Here is a 20426-nt window from a genome sequence, read left to right as displayed (position 1 = left end):
AAAATGCGTTACCAACACTACAAAGGCGGTATCTACGAACTGGTGTGCGAAGCCACGCTGGAGTCCGACCTCTCGACCATGATTGTATATCGTGCCGCCAACGGTTCCATCTGGTGCCGTCCGCGCGAGGTGTTCTTCGAGCTGATCGAGGTGGATGGCAAGCAGGTGCAACGCTTCAGGCCGCTCGACTAACCGAACAGGCCTTGCAGATACCAGCGCGGCTCCTTGTCGGACGCGCTGCGTTCCTTGAACAGCCAGTAGTGGGCGTGGTCTTGGCCCTGGGCCATGAAGTAATCGCGGGTCAGCATCTCGCCCCACCAGCCGGCCTCGATGCGCTCGCCGGTCGAGCGGATGCGCAGCGGCGAGCCGTAGTAAGGACGGTGGTCGCGCATCAGCAGCGGGATCGGTTTGGCCAGCAGCCAGGTCGGACGCGGCAGGCTGCCCATGTCCGGCGGCAGCTGGGCACGCGCTTCGGCCGGGCGGACTTTTTTCTGGATGCTGAGCCAGGTGTTGGCCTGCTCGGGCCGGTAGTCGGCGCTGGGCACGGCTTGCAGCACGTTCTCCGGCCCCAGCCGCGCGGCCAGCAGTTCCAGCAGGCGCTGCCAGTCTTCCTTGCTGCCGCCCGGCTCGGGAAAGAGTGAATCGCTGAGCGGCGCCATCGGCTGCACTTGTGGCGCTTCGAGGCGCAGGCCGATCACCGGGGCGTCCAGTTCCTGCTTGGCCAGGCGCTCCTTCAGCAGGCGCACCAGATGGGTGTCTTTCCATGTGGGCTCGGCCAGCACCACTTCGATCACGGTGGGCGGGCCGGCGCTGCGGCCGCGCTCGTGCTCCAGCAGCAGGCGGATGCGTTCGACCGCCAGCTGGTGTGCGCTCAGCCAGCCTGTCAGTTGCAGCAGCAGGCGATGCGCGCCGAACAGCAAGGCTTCGGCGTTTTCCACGCGGTCGAACAATTCCATTTTGGCGTGAAAGCTGGTGGGCGCTTGCAGCCATTCGTGCAGTTCGGGACGGACGCCGTGGGCATCGTCCAGCATGTCCAGCAAGGGGCGGCCGCAACGACGCTGCAAGCCGGGACGCGGCAAACGATACAGCTCGCCCAAGGTCATGCAGCCTATGCCTTCCAGCCAGCCCAGGTAGGCGCGCGCGGGCGGCAGCAGGTCGACCGGCAGCGACGCCAGTTTGCGTTCCAGCGAGTCCATCTTCAAGGCGCGCCCGGCGTTGCTGCAGGCCAGCAGCCAGGCGCCGCGCGCGGTGGGGGCGCAGCTGAGCCAGCCGGTAAAGCCCAACGCGCGCACGCTGTGCGCCACCTTGCGGCACAGCGCGTGGATGCCGCCGAACAGGCGCAGGCTGGCGCCCACGTCCAGCAGCAGCGTGGCTTCCTCCGCCTGCGCCAGTTGCGGCGTGTATTGCAGCAGCGCCAGCGCCACGGCTTGCAGCGCTTCCGCTTCCAACTCGGGCGCGCGCTGCTGGAATTGCGATTGCGGCGCCAGCATGATGGCGCCGCCGCGCCGCAAGCCGGTCCGCACGCCGGCCGCATACGCGGCATCCGACAAGGCAATCACGCGCTCCTGCTCCAGCACCACCGTGCCATCATCCGCCGACCAGCACGGGCGAAATACTTCGAGCGGGAGCCGTGGCAGGTGTATCGCGATCCAGAGGCGCATGACGTTGAAGCAAAGAAGGCGTTAAAGGTAAAAACAAGGGCGCGTCACGCTGCGGCCCGCGTCGTTTGACAAAGCCGATGTCGATGCCGCCCGCCGCTGGCCTGAGCGACAACCGCAACGGCGCCGGCGATGCCTCCTGGGCCGCCGCCAACGGCCGCAGCATCCAGAACAAGGTCTCGCCGCTTTGTGCCGCCAGATGCAGGCGCCGCAGCGTTTCGCCGCGCGCGTGCTGCTGCCACAGCAGCAAGGCACCGCAACAGCCGCTGCGCAGGATTTGCTCGGCGGCCCACAGCGCATCGCTGGCCTTGGCGCCACTGCGCACCCACAGCAGTTGCGACGGCTCGATACCCAGCGCCGCCAGCGCCAGCGCCTGCGGCGGATGCGGCGGTTGCAGGAGCACGATGGGCCGCTTGCCCAGCGCGGACAGCGCCGGCTGCAGCAGGCGCAGCTCGCCAATGCCGTGCTGCAGCAGCAGCAGGTCGATCAAGGTGCCGAGCGGCCAGCCGCCGCCGGGCAGCTGCGCCGACAAGGCGGCAAAGCCAGTGTCCAGGCAGCGCGTGGCGCTCTGGGCGAGTTGATCGGCCCGCCACAAGGACGGGTGCACGGTTTCCGGGAGGGTCATGGCATTATATCGCAAATACTGTATAAATAAACAGTACTCCTTGCACCGTTGTTTGGCAAGGTTTACCTGCCTTTGATGTACCATGTTCATTGGGGAAATTATCAAAGGACACACTTTGCAAACCATACAAATCGTCGGCGCCGTTCTGTTCGGACTGGCGCTGCTGCACACCTTCGCCGCCAAGTCATTCGAGGTGCTGGCGCACCGTCATCCGCGCCATGCCGGGCTGTTCCATCTGCTGGGCGAGGTGGAGGTGGTGTTTGGTTTCTGGGCGTTTGTGCTGATGGCAAGCATCGCCTTCCTCAACGGCGGCCAAGCGGCGATTGCGTATGCCGAATCGCGCCAGTACACCGAGCCGCTGTTTGTGTTTGTGGTAATGGTGGTGGCGGCCTCGCGGCCGGTGATGGACATCGTCCAGCGCGTGCTGCTGGGCCTGGCCAAGCTGATGCCGGTGGCAACCGAACTGGCGCTGGTGTGGTTCGGCCTGGCGCTGGTGCCGCTGACCGGCTCGCTGATCACCGAACCGGCCGCGATGACGCTGGCGGCGCTGATGCTGGCGCCGCTGATCTTCCGTGACGGCATGCCGGAGTGGCTGAAGTATGCGGCGCTGGGCGTGCTGTTCGTGAATGTCTCGATCGGCGGCCTGCTGACCGCCTACGCCGCGCCGCCGGTGCTGATGGTGGCCGGCACGTGGAACTGGGACAGCGCCTACATGGCGCAGCACTTCGGCTGGAAAGCGGCGGTGGCGGTCGTCATCAACGCCACTGCGGTCAGCTTCGCGCTGCGCAAGCATTTGCGGGCGCCGGGCGCCAGCGCTGCGGCAGATACCGCGCCGGCAGTGCCGTTGGCGGTGACGCTGATCCATCTCGGCTTTTTGGCGGCGGTGGTGGTGCTGGGCCATCATCCGGTGCTGTTCCTTGGCGTGTTCATGCTGTTCCTGGGATTCACCACGGCTTACCAGCGCTACCAGAATCCGCTGATCATCAAGGAAGGTCTGCTGGTCGGCTTCTTCCTGGCGGGGCTGGTGGTGCTGGGCGGGATGCAGCAATGGTGGCTGCAACCGATCGTGGAAAGCCTGTCGCCGCTGGCGCTGTTCTTCGGTGCGATGAGCCTGACCGCCGTCACCGACAACGCCGCGCTCACCTACCTCGGTTCGCTCATCAGCGGCATCTCGGCGCAGTCGCAATACATGCTGGTGGCGGGCGCCGTCACCGGCGGCGGCCTAACCGTCATCGCCAACGCCCCGAATCCGGCCGGTGCCGCACTGCTGCGCTGCGGCTTCGAGGCTCAGTCGATCGGCACACTGGGCCTGCTGGCCGGCGCCCTCGCCCCCACCGCCGTCGCCGCGCTGGCTTTCCTGCTGCTCTGATGATGCGCTACTTGCACGAAATAGCCACATCATTTTGACCGGCGTGCTTGCCCTTTCGATACCGGAAAATGCAAACACGCACAGTGTTATCGAGCCGCTTCGAAAGCGTGACCTGATCGCCCTCACCATAAGTACACGCAAGCCACTTCCCCTCCGTGAAGTGGCCATCGAGCTGATAGGTGTAGCTTATTTCCTGATTTCTCTTTGTCTCGTGATAATCCGCGAGCACGCCCAGTTTTTCGGGCGGCCCGCTCATCGGCGCCGCTCCGTGCAAATACAGCGGAGAGCTACTGAACGCAGTCCATCCAGCAGGCGTATCAACCAGCTTGACAGACGTTTCCGCGATAAACGCAGGGCACTCCAGGGCTTGAGCAGCTGACCATATAAAGCTGGACATCAAAGCGCACATACAACATAGCGAGCGTTTCATATTGAACCTCTATTCGATGACGACATTGATGAACGTCGCGATGGTTAAACAGTGTCTGAACATACGTCTTCCAGCAGTGAACACTTCTGAACGCCAACAAATCCAGCGCCACTGAATCTGACAACATTGAGATGCGTCAAACACGAACACACCGCACTTATCATGGCCTAGTTGTTTAGCCGATTCTTGCACCTTTTGGTTGCGCCAAGCTGGGGATAGGATGGGTTGTCAATTAACTCATTGAGGGCGGATTATGAAATGGCGTGTGGTGTTGGTTTTGCTGGCGGGACTGGCTGGCATTGCCTCGGCGGCGGAGAGCGGGCAGCAGCGGGCGCAGGTTGCGGGGAAGGCGTTGATCGGGCAGCCGGGGCCCTCGGCCTCGCTGACGTCCATCGATGGCCAGCGCATCGATCTGGCGGCGTCGTATGGCAGGCAGCCGGTGTATCTGAAGTTCTGGGCGACCTGGTGCAAGCCTTGCAATGAGCAGGCGGCCGGCTTTGAGCAGCTGTATCAGCAGTACGGCAAGCGCATTAACGTGGTGTCGGTGAATACCGGCTACAGCGAGACGGAAGCCGATGTGCGCGCATTTATCGCCAGGCACAAGCTGCACATGCCCACGGTGATCGACGACGGCTCGCTCGCCGGCAAACTGAATCTGCGCGTCACGCCGCAGCATGTGCTGATTGACGCGAATGGCCGTATCGTCCACGTCGGCCATCTTGATGACAAGGAGCTGCATGCAGCGCTGGAGCGCGTGGCGACTACCGCGCCTGCCGCCGGCGCGATTGCATTGGCGCCGCAAAGCGCTGCGCCGGCTGCGTTCAGGGTTGGCGATCAGGTAAGCGGCGTCACTCTCACCACGACGGCCGGCAAGAAGATCACGCTGGGTGCGGGCAAACCGCGCACGCTGGTGTTTTTCTCGCCGTGGTGCGAATCGTATTTGCGTGAGACGCGGCCCGCCGTCTCCGCGGCCTGCAGGGAAGTGCGGCTGGAGGCGGAGCGGCTGGCCAGGAATCGCACCACCGAATGGATCGGCATCTCGTCGCCGCTGTGGACTTCGGGCGCCGAGTTGGCGGATTACGCCAGGGAGAACAAGACCACGATCGCGTTGGCGCTGGATCAGGATGGCGCAATCTTCCGCGCTTTCGGCGTGCGCAATATTCCGACGATCGTCACGCTGGATGCGCAGGGGCGCATCAGCAATGTGGTAGCGCAGCCATGAAGAAGACCGACCTGGCGTGCCTGCTGTTACTGGCAGCGTTATGGGGCGCCTCGTATTTGTTCATGCGCATAGGCGCGGGAGAATTCGGCGCGCTGGCCATGGCTGGGGCTAGGGCGGCATTGGCTTCGCTGCTGCTCGTGCCGATACTCATCCTGCGGCGCGATGGCGGACTGGCCGCGTTGCGGCGCAACTGGAAGCGCATCGCGCTGGTCGGCATGACCAACTGCACCCTGCCCTTTCTGCTGTTCAGCTATGCCGCGCTGAGCATCAATGCCAGCTTGTCGGCCATCTTCAACGCGGCGACGCCGATGTATGCGGCCATCATCGGCTGGCTGTGGATCAGGGAGCGCATCGCGCCGGCGCGCGCGGCCAGCATGGCGTTGGGCTTTGCCGGCGTGGCCTGGCTGGCCTGGGATGGCGCGGGATTCAAGGATGGTGCAACGGATGGGCGGTGTTGGCGTGTGTCGCATCTGATCGCGCGCGTGGGTGCTTCGCGCACGATGGCGGTGCCGTTTCTGGTGCCGGCGTTTGGCGTGTTGTGGGGCGTGCTGTTTCTGGGTGAGGTGTTCAGCGTGAAGATGGCGTTGGGCAGTGTGTTGATTGTGATCGGCACTGCGGGCGCGATCAGGTTCGCTGGTGACGGGCAAAAAACTCCAGCATCAGCTTACTGGCGTTGGGGCCGGCTTTGGCGTTGAACGGCAGCGTGGGATCACCGCCGGACCATGCGTGTTCCAGGTCTTCGATCTGCACGATGCGCAGCATGAGTTTTCGGCCGACGTAGAAGTCGTGCAGGCGGCTGCGCGGGTTGTGGGTGATCTTTGCCGGACCGGCGAGGCGGTTCAGCAGCAGGCTTTGTCGCATCAACTGCAGCTGGTTGACGGGGCGGACGACGGTGTCGGCCTCGCCCTGGATCAGGATGGCGGGCATGCCGGGGAATTGCGGCTGCCGTTGCAGAATTTCGTGGGCGGCAGTGTCGGCGCGCAGGCCGGCGCCGTGGTGCATGATGCCGATGCCGGTCAGGGGGTTCTGGGCGGCGCCGAAGACGGGGCCGGAGTGCAGTCCCATCGCGGCGAACAGCGTCGGGTGGTTGAGGGCGAGGATGTTGGCCATGCCCGCGCCGGCGGAGATGCCGGCGACGTAGATGCGGCGGCGGTTGATCGGGTACTCGCTCAGCACCTTGTGGATCATGCCGATGATGGTTGGGACGTCGCCGCCGCCGGCCTGGGTGGCGCGGTCGTACCATTTCCAGCAGCGCTGCGCCTGGTGGCTGGTCAGTTGTTGGGGATAGAGGACCGCGTAGCCGGCTTTGTCGGCGCGCAGGTTCATGCCGGTGCCTTGGGCGAATTGCGTGGCGGTCTGGTGGCAACCGTGCAGCATGACGATCAGGCCTTCGGGTTGGGCAAAACCGTTTGGCAGGTAGAGCCAGTAGCGCATGCGCTGCCCCGTCGCGGTGGGGACGTGGGAGGAGAGCCATTTGCCCGGTGCGATGGTGGAGGGTGCGGCGCGCGATGGGCGCGCGGCGCGCGGCGATGTTGATGCGCTGGGTGATGCGGCGGCGCGCTTTCGTTTTGGCTTGGGCGGGGTGGTGGCGGCGGCGATGAGCTTTGCGGTGCGCGTGCCGGCGCGGATCAGGCTTCGCAGCAGCTTGCCGGTCTTGACTGTCATCGCAACATCCTCCTGTTGCCAATCAGTCTACCGGAAAGCTGCCGCGCGCTGCGTGCGGCAGGCCGCTTAGCGCAACATCGACTCCCACACTTTTTGCAAGCGCTTGACTGATACCGGCATCGGCGTGCGCAGCTCCTGCGCGAACAACGAGACACGCAATTCCTCGAGCATCCAGCGGAATTCGACCATCTTCGGATCGGTGTTCTTGCCGGCCGATTTGTCGCGGCTCGCGCGCAGGTACGGCGCGGCCGCCTGCTGCCACTCCGCCATCAGCTTGGTGTCGCGCGCCGGATCGCCGCGCAGTTTTTCGATGCGAACGTTCATCGCTTTCAGGTAGCGCGGGAAGTGCGCCAGCTGGCTGTATTCGTTCTCTTGCAGGAAGCGTTTGTGCACCAGGCCTTGCAGTTGCTGCTGCATGTCCTGCGCGGCTTGTTGCGGCAAGCCTTGCAGGCGTTTCGGCAGGCCGTGGAATTCGGTCAGCACTTGCGACAGCAGGCGCGCGATCTCGTTCACTAGCAGCACCAGGCGCGATTTGCCTTCATCCTTGCGCTTGGCGAAGCTGGCCGCGTCGATCGGCAGCGGGTCCTGCAGGCAGGCGATGTCCAGTGCCTTGTTGATGATCTGCTCGCGCAGCTCTTCCTGCGTGCCCATGCTCATGAACTGCATGCCCATTTGCTGCAGGTTGGGGATGCTCTTTTCGATGAACTTGATCTGGTCTTTCATCTGCAGCGCGAAAAGGCGGCGCAGGCCGACGCGGTGCGTGCGGGCGGCGACCGTCGGGTCGTCGAAGACTTCCAGGTCGCAGTGCGTACCTTTGTCGACCAGGGCGGGGAAGCCGATCAGCGTCAGTTTGCCTTGGGCGATTTCCAGCAGTTCGGGCAGTTCGCCAAAGGTCCAGGTGGTCAGGTTGGTCAGGGTGATGTTGTTGGCTGGAGCGTTGGCCGCAGGGGCGGCCGGCGTTCTATGGGCACCGGCTTTCGCCGGTGCGACGGAATTCGCCGGTGCGACGGCGGGTGTCAGGGCGCGGGCGGCGACGGTCGATTGCGGGCCGGAGGCTTCCGCCATTTTCTGGAAGCTCTCGCGCGCCTGCGAGCCATATTCGGCCTGCAGCGTGGCCAGGTTGCGCCCCATGTCCAGCTGACGGCCATGCTCGTCGATCACCTTGAAGTTCATGAAGTGGTGGGCGGGCAGCGTCTCCGGCTTGAAGTCGGTGGTCAGCGGCGTGACCGTGATCTGGGCGCGGATGTCGGCAATGATGGCGTCAATCAGCTCGCCGCGGCCGAAGGCGTGCTTCTCTTCCACGCGTTCGCAGAATTTGGCCGCGTATTCCGGCAGCGGCACGCAGTGGCGGCGCAGTTTCTGCGGCAGGGATTTAAGCAGCAGATGCACCTTCTCCTTCAACATGCCCGGCACCAGCCACTCACAACGTTCGCGCGACAGCTGGTTGAGCGCATACAGCGGCACCGCCAGCGTCACGCCATCACGCACGCTGCCCGGCTCGAAGTGATAGGTCAGCGCCAGCTCCAGGCCGGACACGTTCATCTTCTTCGGGAACAGGTCGGTGGTGACGCCAGCCGCTTCATGGCGCATCAGTTCATCGCGATTCAGGAACAGCAGCTTCGGTTCCTTGGCCGTGACGTCCTTGTGCCATTTCTCGAAACCGGCGCCGTTGACCACGTCGGCCGGAATCAGCTTGTCGTAGAAGGCGGCGATCAGCTCATCGTCCACCAGCACGTCCTGACGGCGCGACTTGTGTTCGAGGTTCTCGATCTCTTTAATCAGCTTGTGGTTGTGCGCGAAGAATGGCGCGCGGGTGTCGTAGTCGCCGCCCACCAGTGCTTCGCGGATGAAGATTTCGCGCGCCTCGGCCGGATTGAACAAGCCATAGTTGATGCGGCGCTGGCTGTACACCACCAGGCCGTACAAGGTGGCGCGCTCGGAAGCCGTGACCTGCGCCGAGCGTTTTTCCCAACGCGGCTCGCCCCACGATTTCTTCAGCAGGTGGCCGCCGACCTTCTCCAGCCACTCCGGCTGGATCTGGGCGATGCAGCGCGCGTACAGGCGCGTGGTGTCCACCAGCTCCGCCGCCATGATCCACTTGCCCGGCTTTTTGCTCAGCGAGGAACCCGGCCAGATATGGAACTTGATGCCGCGCGCGCCCAGGAAGCCAGGATCATCCTCCATCTTGAAGCCGATGTTGCCCAGCAGGCCAGTCAGCAGCGCCAGGTGCAGGTTCTCGTAGGTGGCCGGCGTTTCGTTCAGGCGCCAGCCCTGCTCTTTCACGATGGTCAGCAGTTGCGAATGCACGTCGCGCCACTCGCGCAGGCGCAGCTGCGACAGGAAGTTGCTGCGGCAGTTGTCCTGCAGCTGGCGGTTGGTCTTCTTGTGCTCAATCGCGTTCTCGAACCACTTCCAGATTTTGATATAGCTGAGGAACTCCGACTTCTCGTCCGCGAACTTCTTGTGCGCTTCATCGGCGGCCTGCTGATGCTCGAGCGGGCGGTCGCGCGGATCCTGCACCGACAGGGCCGAGGCGATGATCAGCACTTCGTTCAGGCAGACGTTGTCCAGCGCGGCCAGAATCATGCGGCCGACGCGCGGGTCCAGCGGCAGCTTGGCCAGCTTCTTGCCCAGCGGGGTAATCTGGTTGTATTCATCGACCGCGCCCAGCTCCTGCAGCAGCTGGTAGCCGTCCGCGATCGCGCGCGCCAGCGGCGGCTCGATGAAGGGGAAGCTCTCCACATCGGTCAGATGCAGGGTCTTCATGCGCAGGATGACGGAGGCCAGCGAGGAACGCAGAATCTCCGGCTCGGTAAATTTGGGACGCTGCAGGAAATCCTGCTCGTCGTACAGGCGGATGCAGACGCCATCGGCCACACGGCCGCAGCGACCGGCGCGCTGGTTGGCGGCCGATTGCGCGATCGGCTCGATCTGCAGCTGCTCAACCTTGTTGCGGTAGCTGTAGCGCTTCACGCGCGCCAGGCCGGCGTCCACCACGTAGCGGATGCCCGGCACGGTCAGCGAGGTCTCCGCCACGTTGGTGGACAGGACGATGCGGCGCGCGTTGGTGGCACGGAACACGCGTTCCTGCTCCTCGGCCGACAGGCGGGCGAACAGCGGCAGGATTTCCACGTGCGGCGGATGGTGCTTGCGCAGGGCTTCGGCGGCGTCGCGGATCTCGCGCTCGCCGGGCAGGAACACCAGGATGTCGCCGGAGCCGATGCGGGCCACTTCGTCGACGGCATCGACCACGGCGTCCATCAGGTCGCGCTTTTCACGGGCAGCGGCGCTGCGGGCGCCCTTGCCTTCGGCGTTGGCCACGGCCGGATTCACCACGTCGCTCTCGATCGGCCGGTAGCGCACCTCCACCTTGTACAGGCGGCCGGAGACTTCGATCACCGGCGCCGGCTTCTCCGGCGTGCCAAAGTGGCGCGCGAAGCGGTCGGCGTCGATGGTCGCGGAGGTGATGATGATCTTCAGGTCCGGACGGCGCGGCAGCAGCTGTTTCAGGTAGCCCAGCAGGAAGTCGATGTTCAGGCTGCGCTCGTGCGCCTCGTCGATGATGATGGTGTCATAGGCCTTGAGCAGCGGGTCGCTTTGCGTTTCCGTCAGCAGGATACCGTCCGTCATCAGCTTGACCGAGGCGCCTTTCTGCAGGGTGTCGGCAAAGCGGACCTTGAAGCCCACGTGTTCGCCCAGCGGCGAGCCCAGTTCCACGGCGATGCGCTTGGCGGTCGACGAGGCGGCGATACGGCGCGGCTGCGTGTGGCCGATCAGGCCTTTCTGGCCGCGCCCCAGCTCCAGACAGATTTTCGGCAGCTGAGTGGTCTTGCCGGAACCGGTTTCACCGGAGACGATGATGACCTGGTTGTTTTGCAGCGCCTCCGCGATTTCGTGACGGCGGCCGGAGACCGGCAGATCCTCCGGGAAGGTAATCGGCGGCAGCGGATTGCGGAACGCCCGCTCGGCCTCGCGAGCAGCTTGCTCCTCCGGCGTCAGGCGCGCGCGTGGAGGCTTCTGCTGCCCCCCGTCATTCCCGCGCAGGCGGGAATCCATGCTACGCCGCCCGTCTGGCGAATTATGGGTTCCCGCCTGCGCGGGAACGACAGCGGTTGGCTTGCGCTGGGCGTTTTGAGGCCGTTCAGACGGTTTTTGTTGCTTATTGCTGGCTTCTGACATTGTTTTTTACAAAGGTATTTGGCGCGGACGTCGCGCCCCGAATTATAATGCGGCTAATGGAAAACCCTACCCAATTCGTCCAATGGCTGCGCTCCGTCGCGCCCTACATCCACGCCTTCCGCGGCAAGACCTTCGTGGTCGCCTTCCCCGGTGAACTGGTGGCCGCCGGAGCCCTGCCGGTGCTGGCCCACGACCTCTCGCTGCTGCACGCGCTGGACATCAACGTCACCGTCGTCTACGGCTCGCGCCCGCAGGTGGCCGAGCAACTGGCCCTGCGCAACGTCGAAGGCCGCTTCCACAACGGCGTGCGCATCACCGACCCGGCCGCCATGGAGTGCGCCAAGGAAGCCGCCGGCGAGCTGCGGCTCGACATCGAGGCCGCCTTCAGCCAGGGCCTGCCGAACACGCCGATGTCCAACGCGGCGATCCGCATCATCTCGGGCAACTTCATCACCGCCAAGCCGCTCGGCGTGATCAACGGCGTCGACCTCGAACTGACCGGCGTCACGCGCAAGGTGGACGCCGAGACCATCCACTCCATCCTCGGCTCCGACGGCCTGGTGCTGCTGTCGCCGCTGGGTTTCTCGCCGACCGGCGAAGCGTTCAACCTGACCATGGAAGACGTGGCCTGCAGCGCCGCCATCGCCCTGCACGCCGACAAACTGATCTTCATCACCGAAACGCCGCTGATGACCGACGCCGCCGGCGCCGAAATCCGCGAACTGTCCTCGCACCAGGCCGAGGCCGTGCTGCAAGCCGGCTTCCTGCCGGATGCCACCGCGTTCTACCTCAAGCACTGCATCAAGGCCTGCGACAACGGCGTCGAGCGCTCGCACATCGTCTCATTCGACATGGACGGCTCGGCCCTGCTGGAACTGTTCACCCACGATGGCGTGGGCACCATGATCTCGCACGAGAACCTGGAATCGCTGCGCCCGGCCACAATTGAGGACGTCGGCGGGATTATCAAGCTGATCGAACCGCTGGAGGCCGACGGCACCCTGGTCAAGCGCGGCCGCGAGCTGATCGAACGCGAAATCGAGATGTTTTCGGTCATCGAGCACGATGGCGTGATCTTCGGCTGCGCCGCCCTGTATCCGTTCCCGGAACAGAAAATGGCCGAAATGGCATGCCTGACCGTCAACCCGGACGTGCAAGGCCAGGGCGACGGCGACCGCATCCTCAAACACATGGAGAACCGCGCGCGCGCCATGGGCGTGCAAAAGCTGTTCGTGCTGACCACCCGCACCGCGCACTGGTTCATCAAGCGCGGCTTCCATCCGGCCACGGTGGACGCCCTGCCGAAGGACCGCCAGCGCATGTATAACTGGCAGCGCAAATCCCAGGTTCTGATTAAAACCTTATAATCTCGTTTTTCTGACAAAGCTTTAGGAGCAACCCGATGGCCCGCACCGTTCAATGCATTAAACTCAACAAGGAAGCCGAGGGTTTGGATTTTCCGCCGTATCCGGGTGAACTGGGTAAGAAGATTTACGAGCAGGTGTCGAAGGAGGCCTGGGCCGCATGGCTCAAGCACCAGACCATGCTGGTCAACGAAAACCGCCTGAACCTGGCCGACCAGCGCGCCCGCAAGTACCTGGCCGCGCAGATGGAGAAACACTTCTTCGGCGACGGCGCCGACATGGCGCAAGGCTACGTGCCGCCGGCCGAGTAAGCCCCGTCATCCCGGCGCAGGCCGGGATCCATAGACACTCAGCATGGGTCCCGGCGTGCGCCGGGACGACAAGCGTTTTAGAACTTCAGCGTCTTCACCCCTTCCGCAGTCCCCAGCAGGCAGACATTGGCGCCGCGCGCGGCGAACAGGCCGACCGCAATCACACCGACGATCTGGTTGATCTTCTCCTCCAGCGCCTTCGGCTCGGTAATCGACAACCCCGCCACATCCAGCAGATAACCGCCGTTGTCGGTCACGAACGCTTCGTCCGTGCCTGGCTTCAGGCGCAGCTTGGGCGTGCCGCCCAGCTTGGCCAGCTCGCGCGCCACCGAGGCGCGCGCCATCGGGATCACTTCCACCGGCAACGGGAACTTGCCCATCACGTCCACCAGCTTGGAACCGTCGGCGATGCAGACGAACTGCCGGGCCACCGAGGCCACGATCTTCTCGCGCGTCAGCGCCGCGCCGCCGCCCTTGATCATGGCGCCGCTGTTATCGATTTCATCGGCGCCGTCAATGTAGACCGCCATCTCCGACACGTCGTTCAGATCGAACACTTCGATGCCGTGGCCGCGCAGCCGGGCGGCGGTGGCTTCGGACGAGGCCACCGTGCCCTTGATCTTGTCTTTGATCTTGGCCAGTTCATCGATGAAGAAGTTGGCGGTGGAGCCGGTGCCGACGCCGATGATCTCGTTCTCCACCACATAGGCAATGGCGGCACGGGCTACGGCTTGTTTCAGTTCGTCTTGGGTCATGATAAATAGATAAGAGAAGCAGATAAGAGAGGGGAAGCGAATGGCGCTATTTTACCACCCCGCTTTTTACTCAAAAATTGCGCTGAGACAACACTGACAAGCCCCTGCCGCGCCAGACTTGTAGAACTGTACAAAAGCGTACAAAGTAAGCAACACCGGCCATCGCCAAGCGCGCCGGATATGCGAGAATGAAACCATAACAAGGTCCGTAAAGATCGCCGGGGATGAGAGACATGACCATGACCAAAACCGTCCTGATTGTCGATGACAGCCGCGTCTCGCGCATGATGGCGCGCCAGTATATCGCCGGCCTGCACGCCGACTGGATCGTCGAGGAAGCCGGCACCGGCGAGGAGTCGCTGCTCAAGGCGCGCGACGTCAGCCCCGACCTGATCCTGATGGACGTCAACATGCCCGGCATGGGTGGCATGGCCGCCGCCGAGCAGCTGCGCCAGGAATTCCCTTCGGTGCCGATCTCGCTGCTGACCGCCAACGTGCAGACGTCCACGCGCGAGCGCGCCACCGCCATGGGCATCGGCTTTGTCGAGAAGCCGATCACCGAGGCGCGCATCGCCCAGCTGGTGGCCACGCTGGAAGCGTAATCATGTTTAACCTGTCCGCGCTGGAAAACGATGCGCTGATCGAGATCTTCAACATCGGCGTCGGCCAGGCCGCGGCCTCGATGAGCACCATCGTCAACGAGGCGGTGCGCATGTCGGTGCCGTCGATCAGCTTCATCCCGCGGGCCGAGGCGGCGCGCCTGCTGGGCAAGACCGACAGCCTGCCGGAGCGCATCTGCGGCGTCAGCCAGCATTTCGGCGGCGCCTTCGAGACCGAAGCCATCCTCATGTTCCCGGAAGATAAAAGCCTGGAGATCGTGCGGCTGATGGTGGGCGAGGCCGTGCCGCTCAAGGAACTGACCGAGATGGAGCAGGAAGCCATGTGCGAGATCGGCAACATCATGCTGAACTCCTGCGTCGGCACGCTGGCCAATATTTTCCAGCGCGAGCTGCAAGGCTCGCTGCCGCGGTACCACCTCGGCACCAGCGACGAGATCCTGACCGCCACCGGCAGCCAGGCCGATGGCGTGGTGCTGATGCTGCATATCGACTTCCTGCTGGAGAGGCACCAGATCCACGGCTATGTCGCCTTCGTGCTGGATATCTCGGCGCTGCACGACCTGCAGGAGCAGATCAACCTCTACATCGCCCGCGCGATGGGCCAGGGGTGAGGCGATCATGAACCCGCTCCGCCTGCCCCTGCTGGAAAGCGTGTTCTGCGCCGTGAACCTGGGCGCCATCGTGCTCGATCACGAGCGCCGCATCGTGCTGTGGAACGCGTGGATGATCAGGCATTCGGGACTGGGGCATGAGCAGGTGCTGGGGCGGGACTTCTTTGCGGTCTGCCCCGACCTGCGCGGCGGGCGCGTGGACACCGCCATCCAGCATGCGCTGTACAACAACTTCCCTTCCCTGCTGTCGCAGACCCTGAACAAGGCGCCGTTCGCGCTATACCTGCGCGATGAGCGCATCCAGCAGGCGGTGGAGGTGACGCCGATCGCGGTGGAAGGCGCGCCGCGTCACTGCCTGATCCAGGTGAGCGATGTCAGCATCGCCGTGGGACGCGAGAAGCTGCTGCGCGAGCAGGCCATGGTGCTGCGCTCGCAGACCTTCTCCGACGGCCTGACCGGCATCGCCAACCGCCGCCACTTCGATGTGGCGATGGAGAAGGAGCACCGGCGCGCCAAGCGCGGCGGCACGCCCCTGTCGCTGCTGATGATCGACATCGACCACTTCAAGGCCTACAACGACCATTACGGCCACCAGAAAGGCGACCAGTGCCTGATCCGAGTGGCGGCCGCGCTGGCGGGCGTGCTGAAACGCCCGTGCGACCTGATGGCGCGCTACGGCGGCGAGGAGTTCGCGATGATCCTGCCCGACACCGATCCGGAGCAGGCCTGGCTGATGGCGGAGGCCATCCGCGCGCGGGCACAGGAGCTGGCGATCCCGCATGAGCGCAACAGCGACTCGTCGCGGCTGGTGACGGTCAGCATCGGCATCGCCACGCAAGCGGCCGATGCGCCGGTGGAGATCGATACGCTGATTGGCGCCGCCGACCGCGCGCTGTACCAGGCCAAGCGCACGGGCCGCAACCGCGTGGCGGCGCTGTCGCCGGCCTAGTTCCAGATGCGGTAAATCCAGTAACGCTCGTCGGTGGAGGCCAGCACGCGCGCCAGTTCGCCCGGCGTGTGGCCGGTGATTTCGCGCGCTTCACGGCACAGGTGCGCCTGATCGGAATAGCCGCCGCGCGCGGCGATGTCGGACCATACGGCTTTGCCGTTCATGAATTCCTCGCGCGCTTCAAAGAAGGAAAGCTCGGCGCGCTGCAGGCGCAGCAGCTTGCGCAGCGGCTGGCCGGCACTGGCTTTGATGCGGCGCTCGATGCTGCGCACGCCGCGTCCCAGCGCGGTGTCGGCGGCTTGCGCGGCCAGATGGCGTACCCAGTCGCCGGCCATGGCGCCGGCGCCGCCGGGACGTGCCACCTGCCAGCGCGGTTCGAGGAAATCTTCCAGCAGCCGCAGGCCGTCGCCGGGCGCGTTCAGCACGGCATCCGACAGGACTTGCCATTCCGCGCCCAGCACCTGCTCCACCGGCGCCCAGCGGTCCACCCATTGCGATACATCGACACCGAACATGGCGTGCAGCACCTGCGGGTAGAACATCACCATCAGCACCCGCACCGGGCCGGGATTGTAGGTCATCAGCGGCCGCGTTTGCGGACCGCAGAACACCACGCGGATGCGGTCCTGCGGCGCGTCGGGCGGTTCCACCACTTCGGCCTCGCCTTCGATATAGAAGGTGACCGAGCAATGCGGGGTGGCGGGAAAATGGTTGTAGCGGTCCTGCGCATTGCTGAGCGGCGCCTCCACCGTGCTGCGCACAACGTAGGCGCGCACGCAGGACGCCAGCGACTTGCGCGGGAAGATCAGGCGTGTGGTTGGCTCGGCGGGCTGCATGCCAAATAGTTTATACCATGTCGGAATCGTTCAATACTTGCACCGTTGACCGGCGCACACTAAGGCACCGTCATCCGAGGAAGCCGATATGCAGAACGCCATTGCCGCCGAACTCCGTCATATGTACGACCTGCCCGGCCCGCGTCCGTGGCCGCTGGCGGGCAACCTGCCGCAGATGCGGCCTTTGCGCATTCACCAGGACGTGGAAGCGTGGAGCAAGCAGTACGGACCACTGTTCACGATGCGCTTTGGGCGCGCGCCGATATTGGTGGTGGCCAGCCACGAGCTGGTGAGCGCTGTGCTGCGCGACCGGCCGGATGGCTTCCGCCGCCCATCGATCACGGCACAGATCTCGGACGAAATGGGCGGACTGCCCGGCGTATTCCTGGCCGAAGGCACGGCATGGCGCGACCAGCGGCGCATGGTGATGGCCGCGCTGGCGCCGCATGCGGTCAAGGCCTACTTCCCATCGCTGGTGGCGGTGGTCCAGCGCCTGCGGCGCCGCTGGCAGCAGGCCGCGCGCGACGGCAGCACCATCGACCTGGCGGAAGACCTGAAACGCTACAGCGTCGACATCATCGCCGGGCTGGCGTTCGGCACCGAGGTGAATACCATCGACGGCGGCGAGGACGTGATCCAGCGCCACATGGATGTGGTGCTGCCGGCGGTGGCGCGGCGTTCCATCGCGCTGTTCCCCTACTGGCGCTACGTCAAGCTGCCGCAGGACCGCCATCTCGACAGCTGCCTGCTGGCGCTGCGCCAGTCGGTCGATGAGCTGATCGCCGCCGCCCGGGCGCGGCTGGCGGCGGAGCCGGCGCGGCGCCAGCGCCCATCCAATCTGCTGGAAGCGATGATCTGCGCGGCCGACGAAGGCGGCAGCGGCGTTGATGACAAGGCGGTGGCAGGCAATGTCACCACCATGCTGCTGGCCGGCGAAGACACCACCAGCAACACGCTGGCGTGGATGCTCTACTTGTTGCAGCAGAAGCCGGCCGCCATGCAGAAAGCGCGTGAAGAAGTGCTGCGCGTGGCGCCAGATCCCGCCGCGTTCAGCATCGAGCAGATGGATGGCCTGGACTATCTGGATGCCTGCGCCCAGGAAGCCATGCGCCTCAAGCCGGTTGCCCCCTTCATCCCGCTGGAGGCGCTGCGGGACACGGTGGTGGGCGACGTGCAGGTGCCGAAAGGCGGCTTGCTATGGTGTGTGATGCGCCACGACAGCGTCTCGGATGAGCACGTGCCGGATGCGGCGGACTTCAAGCCGGAGCGCTGGCTGGCCGGCAGCGAGCAGGCGATCAACAAACACGTTTCCATGCCTTTCGGAGCCGGCGTGCGCACCTGCCCGGGGCGCTATCTGGCGCTGCTGGAAATCAAACTGGCCAGCGCCATGCTGCTGTCCAGCTTTACGATCCAGTCGATCGCCACGGCCACCAGTCAGCCACCGGAAGAGCTGATGGGCTTCACCATGTCACCGATCGGCCTGCAGATGCGCCTTGAAGCCGACCACGCCGGGCGCCAGGTCTGACTTCAGGGTCATGGCCGGAATCTCGTAATCGCCGTGGTTCTGGCGGCGGTACGGGATGGGTGGGGTTGTCTCCAGCGTATCCAGCCGGCGGCCCAGTTCCTCGCGGATGGCCGCGAAGCGCGCCTCATCCACGCTACGGGTACGGTACAGCAGGAAGGGCGGCAGCACGTCCATGCCCGGATAGAACAGCATGCCGTGCTGGATCGGGAACAGCAGATCGTCGATCGCGCCGTTGATGCCGCGCGGGCCGTAGTGCGATTCCCAGCCGCCCGTGGTCACCATCAGCATGGCGCGCTTGCCGGCCAGCGAGCCTTCTCCATAGCGGTCGCCCCAGCGGCGGTCGGAATGCTCACCGACGCCGTAACCGAAACCGAGCGTGTAGACGCGATCGAACCAACCTTTCATGATGGCGGGCATGGAGAACCACCACAGCGGGAACTGGAAGATCACCGTATCGGCCCAGCGCAGTTTTTCCTGCTCGCGCAGGACGTCGGCGCGGTGATGCTCGCGTTCGGGGATTTCGCTGGCGGACAGCGTGGCATTCCACTCCATCGCATACAGGTCGGACACCTGCACCGTATGACCGGCCGCTTCCAGATGCTGAACAGCGTAGTTCTTCAGCGAGGCATTCAGCGAATGGGGATCCGGGTGGGCATAAACAATCAGGACGTTCATCAGAGGCTCCTTAAAAAACCTCAGAATACGGCGCCATCAGGTATAGTAGAAATGAATTCCCGATATTCCAGCTATTACAATGATTAATCTCAGAAGCCTGGACCTGAACCTGCTGGTGACGCTGGACGTGCTGCTGGCCGAGCATAACGTCACCCGCGCGGCGGAGCGGCTGCACTTTTCACAGCCGTCGATCAGCGTGCACCTGGCCAAGCTGCGCGACATCTTTGGCGATCCATTGCTGCTGCCAGGGCCACGCGGCATGCGCCCGACGGCGCGCGCCGAAGCCCTGCGCGAGCCGCTGCGGCAAGCGCTGGAGGCACTGAGCCTTGCCGTCTCCCCCGCCGCCGCCTTCGATCCGGCGCGAGCGACCAACACCTGGCGCGTGGCAGCCACCGACTATGGCGAATCGACCATCCTGCTGCCGGCCATGGCCGGGCTGCGGCGTGCGGCGCCGGGCACGCGGCTGGCGGTGCTGGAAATGGCACCGCCGCACATCGCGCGGCAGGCGGAGCAAGGCATCATCGACCTCGCCTTCCACACCAGCGATGGCGCCCCGCCGGGCATGCGCCACCGCCTGCTGTTCAAGGAACGCTACGTCCTGGCAGGCCGCGCCAGCCACCCGCGTCTCAAACGCAAGCCGACGCTCAAACAATTCTGCGAACTGGAACACGTGATCGTATCGCCGGACGGTGGCGGCTTCAGCGGCGTCACCGACAAAGTGCTGGCGGAAGCCGGCATGACGCGGCGCGTGGCGCTGTCGGTGCCGCACTTCCTGTTCGTGATCTCGGCGCTGACCGGCACCGACCTGGTCGCGATGCTGCCCGAGCGGCTGGTACGCGACAACCCGGCCTTGCGCGTGGTGGCGCCGCCAGTCGACATCCCCGGCTACGAGATGGTGATGCTGTGGCACGAACGCTCCCAGCGCGACCCCGCCCACCAATGGCTGCGCGACCACATCGCCGGCAGCCTATAAAAAAACGACGCCGCGGCGTCGTTTTCGGGGTTCAGGCGCGCAGGGCGCTGGCCGCCTTGGCCAGCTCGGTGATTTTGTCCCACTCACCGTTGGCCATCAGGTCCTTCGGCGTCAGCCACGAGCCGCCGACGCAGGCCACGTTCTTCAGTTTCAGGAACTGTGGCGCGGTCTCGATCGAGATGCCGCCGGTCGGGCAGAAGGTGATGTCCGGCAGCGGACCGCCGATGCCGTTCAACATACCGACACCGCCCGCTGGCACCGCCGGGAACAGTTTCAGCTGCTTGAAGCCCTGCTCGCGCGCCACCATCACTTCAGACGGCGTCATCACGCCCGGCAGCAGCGGCAGGCCGCTGCTCTTGGCGGCGGCGATCAGCGCCGGGGTCAGGCCCGGCGATACGCCGAACACCGCGCCGGCGTCGCGCGAGGCGGCGAATTCCTCCGGCTGGGTCAGGGTGCCGACGCCAACGATGGCACCCTCCACCTCCGACATCGCCTTGATCGCGCCGAGGCCATGCTTGGTGCGCAGGGTCACTTCCAGCACGCGGATGCCGCCTGCCACCAGCGCTTTCGCCAACGGGACTGCATGGTCAGGGTCATCAATCGCGATCACGGGGATCACGGCCGAAGTACGCATAATGTCGAGCAGAGACAGGGTCATA

General features: G+C 64.8%; 20 protein-coding genes. 11 read left to right on the top strand and 9 right to left on the bottom strand.

The window, feature by feature from the left end; genetic code table 11:
- Positions 1–3 precede the first annotated feature (3 nt).
- Positions 4–192 (top strand): DUF1653 domain-containing protein, encoded by a 189-nt coding sequence (locus FHW83_RS06480; protein ID WP_176645514.1) that lies wholly within the window; start codon positions 4–6, stop codon positions 190–192.
- Here the strand turns inward: FHW83_RS06480 and FHW83_RS06475 are convergent.
- Together FHW83_RS06475 and imuA are read right to left on the bottom strand one after the other, a co-directional pair.
- Entirely contained in the window at positions 189–1661 is a 1473-nt protein-coding gene (locus FHW83_RS06475; RefSeq protein WP_176645513.1) for a DNA polymerase Y family protein, read from the bottom strand. The genes FHW83_RS06480 and FHW83_RS06475 overlap by 4 nt on opposite strands.
- Complete coding sequence (gene imuA / locus FHW83_RS06470) at positions 1588–2283, bottom strand: translesion DNA synthesis-associated protein ImuA (protein ID WP_176645512.1); 696 nt, start codon at positions 2281–2283, stop codon at positions 1588–1590. The genes FHW83_RS06475 and imuA overlap by 74 nt, the downstream gene beginning before the upstream one ends.
- Before the next feature lie 115 nt (positions 2284–2398).
- Between imuA and FHW83_RS06465 the strand changes: the two genes are divergently transcribed.
- Entirely contained in the window at positions 2399–3652 is a 1254-nt protein-coding gene (locus tag FHW83_RS06465; protein ID WP_176645511.1) for a putative Na+/H+ antiporter, read from the top strand.
- Between the two features lie 7 nt (positions 3653–3659).
- Here the strand turns inward: FHW83_RS06465 and FHW83_RS06460 are convergent, their stop codons facing one another.
- The gene (locus FHW83_RS06460; protein WP_176645510.1) at positions 3660–4082 is read right to left on the bottom strand and encodes an STY0301 family protein; all 423 of its coding nucleotides are present in this window, start codon (positions 4080–4082) and stop codon (positions 3660–3662) included.
- Between the two features lie 253 nt (positions 4083–4335).
- Between FHW83_RS06460 and FHW83_RS06455 the strand changes: the two genes are divergently transcribed.
- The gene (locus FHW83_RS06455; protein ID WP_176645509.1) at positions 4336–5304 is read left to right on the top strand and encodes a TlpA disulfide reductase family protein; all 969 of its coding nucleotides are present in this window, start codon (positions 4336–4338) and stop codon (positions 5302–5304) included.
- Complete coding sequence (locus FHW83_RS06450) at positions 5301–5999, top strand: DMT family transporter (protein ID WP_176645508.1); 699 nt, start codon at positions 5301–5303, stop codon at positions 5997–5999. The genes FHW83_RS06455 and FHW83_RS06450 overlap by 4 nt, the downstream gene beginning before the upstream one ends.
- Here the strand turns inward: FHW83_RS06450 and FHW83_RS06445 are convergent.
- Positions 5929–6969 carry a PHB depolymerase family esterase gene (locus tag FHW83_RS06445; protein ID WP_176645507.1) on the bottom strand — a complete coding sequence of 347 codons (1041 nt, stop codon included), beginning with the start codon at positions 6967–6969 and terminating at the stop codon, positions 5929–5931. The two genes, FHW83_RS06450 and FHW83_RS06445, sit on opposite strands and share 71 nt — an antisense overlap.
- A gap of 66 nt (positions 6970–7035) precedes the next feature.
- Positions 7036–11025, bottom strand: a complete 3990-nt coding sequence (gene hrpA / locus FHW83_RS06440; protein ID WP_229224040.1) for an ATP-dependent RNA helicase HrpA — start codon at positions 11023–11025, stop codon at positions 7036–7038.
- A gap of 179 nt (positions 11026–11204) precedes the next feature.
- Here hrpA and argA point away from each other — a divergent pair, with 179 nt between their 5' ends.
- Complete coding sequence (gene argA, locus FHW83_RS06435; RefSeq protein ID WP_176645505.1) at positions 11205–12515, top strand: amino-acid N-acetyltransferase; 1311 nt, start codon at positions 11205–11207, stop codon at positions 12513–12515.
- 35 nt (positions 12516–12550) lie between these two features.
- On the top strand, positions 12551–12823 hold the full coding sequence (locus tag FHW83_RS06430) for an oxidative damage protection protein (RefSeq protein ID WP_176645504.1): 273 nt from the start codon (positions 12551–12553) through the stop codon (positions 12821–12823).
- A 77-nt stretch (positions 12824–12900) separates the two neighbouring features.
- Here FHW83_RS06430 and rpiA read toward each other — a convergent pair whose 3' ends face one another.
- The gene (gene rpiA / locus FHW83_RS06425; protein ID WP_176645503.1) at positions 12901–13578 is read right to left on the bottom strand and encodes a ribose-5-phosphate isomerase RpiA; all 678 of its coding nucleotides are present in this window, start codon (positions 13576–13578) and stop codon (positions 12901–12903) included.
- 239 nt (positions 13579–13817) lie between these two features.
- Between rpiA and FHW83_RS06420 the strand changes: the two genes are divergently transcribed.
- From FHW83_RS06420 to FHW83_RS06410, 3 genes are read left to right on the top strand one after another with little or no spacing between them, the layout of a single operon-like run.
- On the top strand, positions 13818–14180 hold the full coding sequence (locus tag FHW83_RS06420) for a response regulator (protein WP_308936731.1): 363 nt from the start codon (positions 13818–13820) through the stop codon (positions 14178–14180).
- A gap of 2 nt (positions 14181–14182) precedes the next feature.
- Positions 14183–14809: a chemotaxis protein CheC gene (locus tag FHW83_RS06415; protein WP_176645501.1), complete on the top strand. Its 627-nt coding sequence runs from the start codon at positions 14183–14185 to the stop codon at positions 14807–14809.
- 7 nt (positions 14810–14816) lie between these two features.
- The gene (locus FHW83_RS06410) at positions 14817–15758 is read left to right on the top strand and encodes a diguanylate cyclase domain-containing protein (RefSeq protein WP_176645500.1); all 942 of its coding nucleotides are present in this window, start codon (positions 14817–14819) and stop codon (positions 15756–15758) included.
- On the opposite strand, the gene FHW83_RS06405 is transcribed toward FHW83_RS06410, so the two are convergent.
- Positions 15755–16594, bottom strand: a complete 840-nt coding sequence (locus FHW83_RS06405; RefSeq protein WP_176645499.1) for an AraC family transcriptional regulator — start codon at positions 16592–16594, stop codon at positions 15755–15757. The two genes, FHW83_RS06410 and FHW83_RS06405, sit on opposite strands and share 4 nt — an antisense overlap.
- A gap of 88 nt (positions 16595–16682) precedes the next feature.
- Here FHW83_RS06405 and FHW83_RS06400 point away from each other — a divergent pair, with 88 nt between their 5' ends.
- The gene (locus FHW83_RS06400; protein WP_176645498.1) at positions 16683–18119 is read left to right on the top strand and encodes a cytochrome P450; all 1437 of its coding nucleotides are present in this window, start codon (positions 16683–16685) and stop codon (positions 18117–18119) included.
- Here the strand turns inward: FHW83_RS06400 and FHW83_RS06395 are convergent.
- On the bottom strand, positions 18063–18794 hold the full coding sequence (locus FHW83_RS06395) for an NAD(P)H-dependent oxidoreductase (protein WP_176645497.1): 732 nt from the start codon (positions 18792–18794) through the stop codon (positions 18063–18065). The two genes, FHW83_RS06400 and FHW83_RS06395, sit on opposite strands and share 57 nt — an antisense overlap.
- A gap of 79 nt (positions 18795–18873) precedes the next feature.
- On the opposite strand from FHW83_RS06395, the gene FHW83_RS06390 reads away from it, so the two are divergent.
- Positions 18874–19767: a LysR family transcriptional regulator gene (locus FHW83_RS06390; RefSeq protein ID WP_176645496.1), complete on the top strand. Its 894-nt coding sequence runs from the start codon at positions 18874–18876 to the stop codon at positions 19765–19767.
- A gap of 31 nt (positions 19768–19798) precedes the next feature.
- Here the strand turns inward: FHW83_RS06390 and eda are convergent, their stop codons facing one another.
- Positions 19799–20425, bottom strand: a complete 627-nt coding sequence (gene eda, locus FHW83_RS06385) for a bifunctional 4-hydroxy-2-oxoglutarate aldolase/2-dehydro-3-deoxy-phosphogluconate aldolase (protein WP_176645495.1) — start codon at positions 20423–20425, stop codon at positions 19799–19801.
- Position 20426 lies beyond the last annotated feature (1 nt).

Source organism: Duganella sp. SG902, from assembly GCF_013376005.1.
GTDB lineage: Bacteria > Pseudomonadota > Gammaproteobacteria > Burkholderiales > Burkholderiaceae_D > Rugamonas.
Note: the sequence above shows the minus strand (reverse complement) of the source record. Positions and strands in the feature narration are given on the sequence as shown.

Coding starts and splice junctions, on each gene's coding strand:
- argA (WP_176645505.1), top strand. CDS start 11,205: ATGGAAAACCCTACCCAATTCGTCCAATGGCTGCGCTCCGTCGCGCCC.
- hrpA (WP_229224040.1), bottom strand. CDS start 11,025: ATGGATTCCCGCCTGCGCGGGAATGACGGGGGGCAGCAGAAGCCTCCA.
- FHW83_RS06400 (WP_176645498.1), top strand. CDS start 16,683: ATGCAGAACGCCATTGCCGCCGAACTCCGTCATATGTACGACCTGCCC.
- FHW83_RS06450 (WP_176645508.1), top strand. CDS start 5,301: ATGAAGAAGACCGACCTGGCGTGCCTGCTGTTACTGGCAGCGTTATGG.
- FHW83_RS06455 (WP_176645509.1), top strand. CDS start 4,336: ATGAAATGGCGTGTGGTGTTGGTTTTGCTGGCGGGACTGGCTGGCATT.
- imuA (WP_176645512.1), bottom strand. CDS start 2,283: ATGACCCTCCCGGAAACCGTGCACCCGTCCTTGTGGCGGGCCGATCAA.
- FHW83_RS06405 (WP_176645499.1), bottom strand. CDS start 16,594: ATGCAGCCCGCCGAGCCAACCACACGCCTGATCTTCCCGCGCAAGTCG.
- eda (WP_176645495.1), bottom strand. CDS start 20,425: ATGACCCTGTCTCTGCTCGACATTATGCGTACTTCGGCCGTGATCCCC.
- FHW83_RS06415 (WP_176645501.1), top strand. CDS start 14,183: ATGTTTAACCTGTCCGCGCTGGAAAACGATGCGCTGATCGAGATCTTC.
- FHW83_RS06460 (WP_176645510.1), bottom strand. CDS start 4,082: ATGAAACGCTCGCTATGTTGTATGTGCGCTTTGATGTCCAGCTTTATA.
- FHW83_RS06420 (WP_308936731.1), top strand. CDS start 13,818: ATGACCAAAACCGTCCTGATTGTCGATGACAGCCGCGTCTCGCGCATG.
- FHW83_RS06410 (WP_176645500.1), top strand. CDS start 14,817: ATGAACCCGCTCCGCCTGCCCCTGCTGGAAAGCGTGTTCTGCGCCGTG.
- FHW83_RS06480 (WP_176645514.1), top strand. CDS start 4: ATGCGTTACCAACACTACAAAGGCGGTATCTACGAACTGGTGTGCGAA.
- FHW83_RS06475 (WP_176645513.1), bottom strand. CDS start 1,661: ATGCGCCTCTGGATCGCGATACACCTGCCACGGCTCCCGCTCGAAGTA.
- FHW83_RS06395 (WP_176645497.1), bottom strand. CDS start 18,794: ATGAACGTCCTGATTGTTTATGCCCACCCGGATCCCCATTCGCTGAAT.
- rpiA (WP_176645503.1), bottom strand. CDS start 13,578: ATGACCCAAGACGAACTGAAACAAGCCGTAGCCCGTGCCGCCATTGCC.
- FHW83_RS06430 (WP_176645504.1), top strand. CDS start 12,551: ATGGCCCGCACCGTTCAATGCATTAAACTCAACAAGGAAGCCGAGGGT.
- FHW83_RS06390 (WP_176645496.1), top strand. CDS start 18,874: ATGATTAATCTCAGAAGCCTGGACCTGAACCTGCTGGTGACGCTGGAC.
- FHW83_RS06445 (WP_176645507.1), bottom strand. CDS start 6,969: ATGACAGTCAAGACCGGCAAGCTGCTGCGAAGCCTGATCCGCGCCGGC.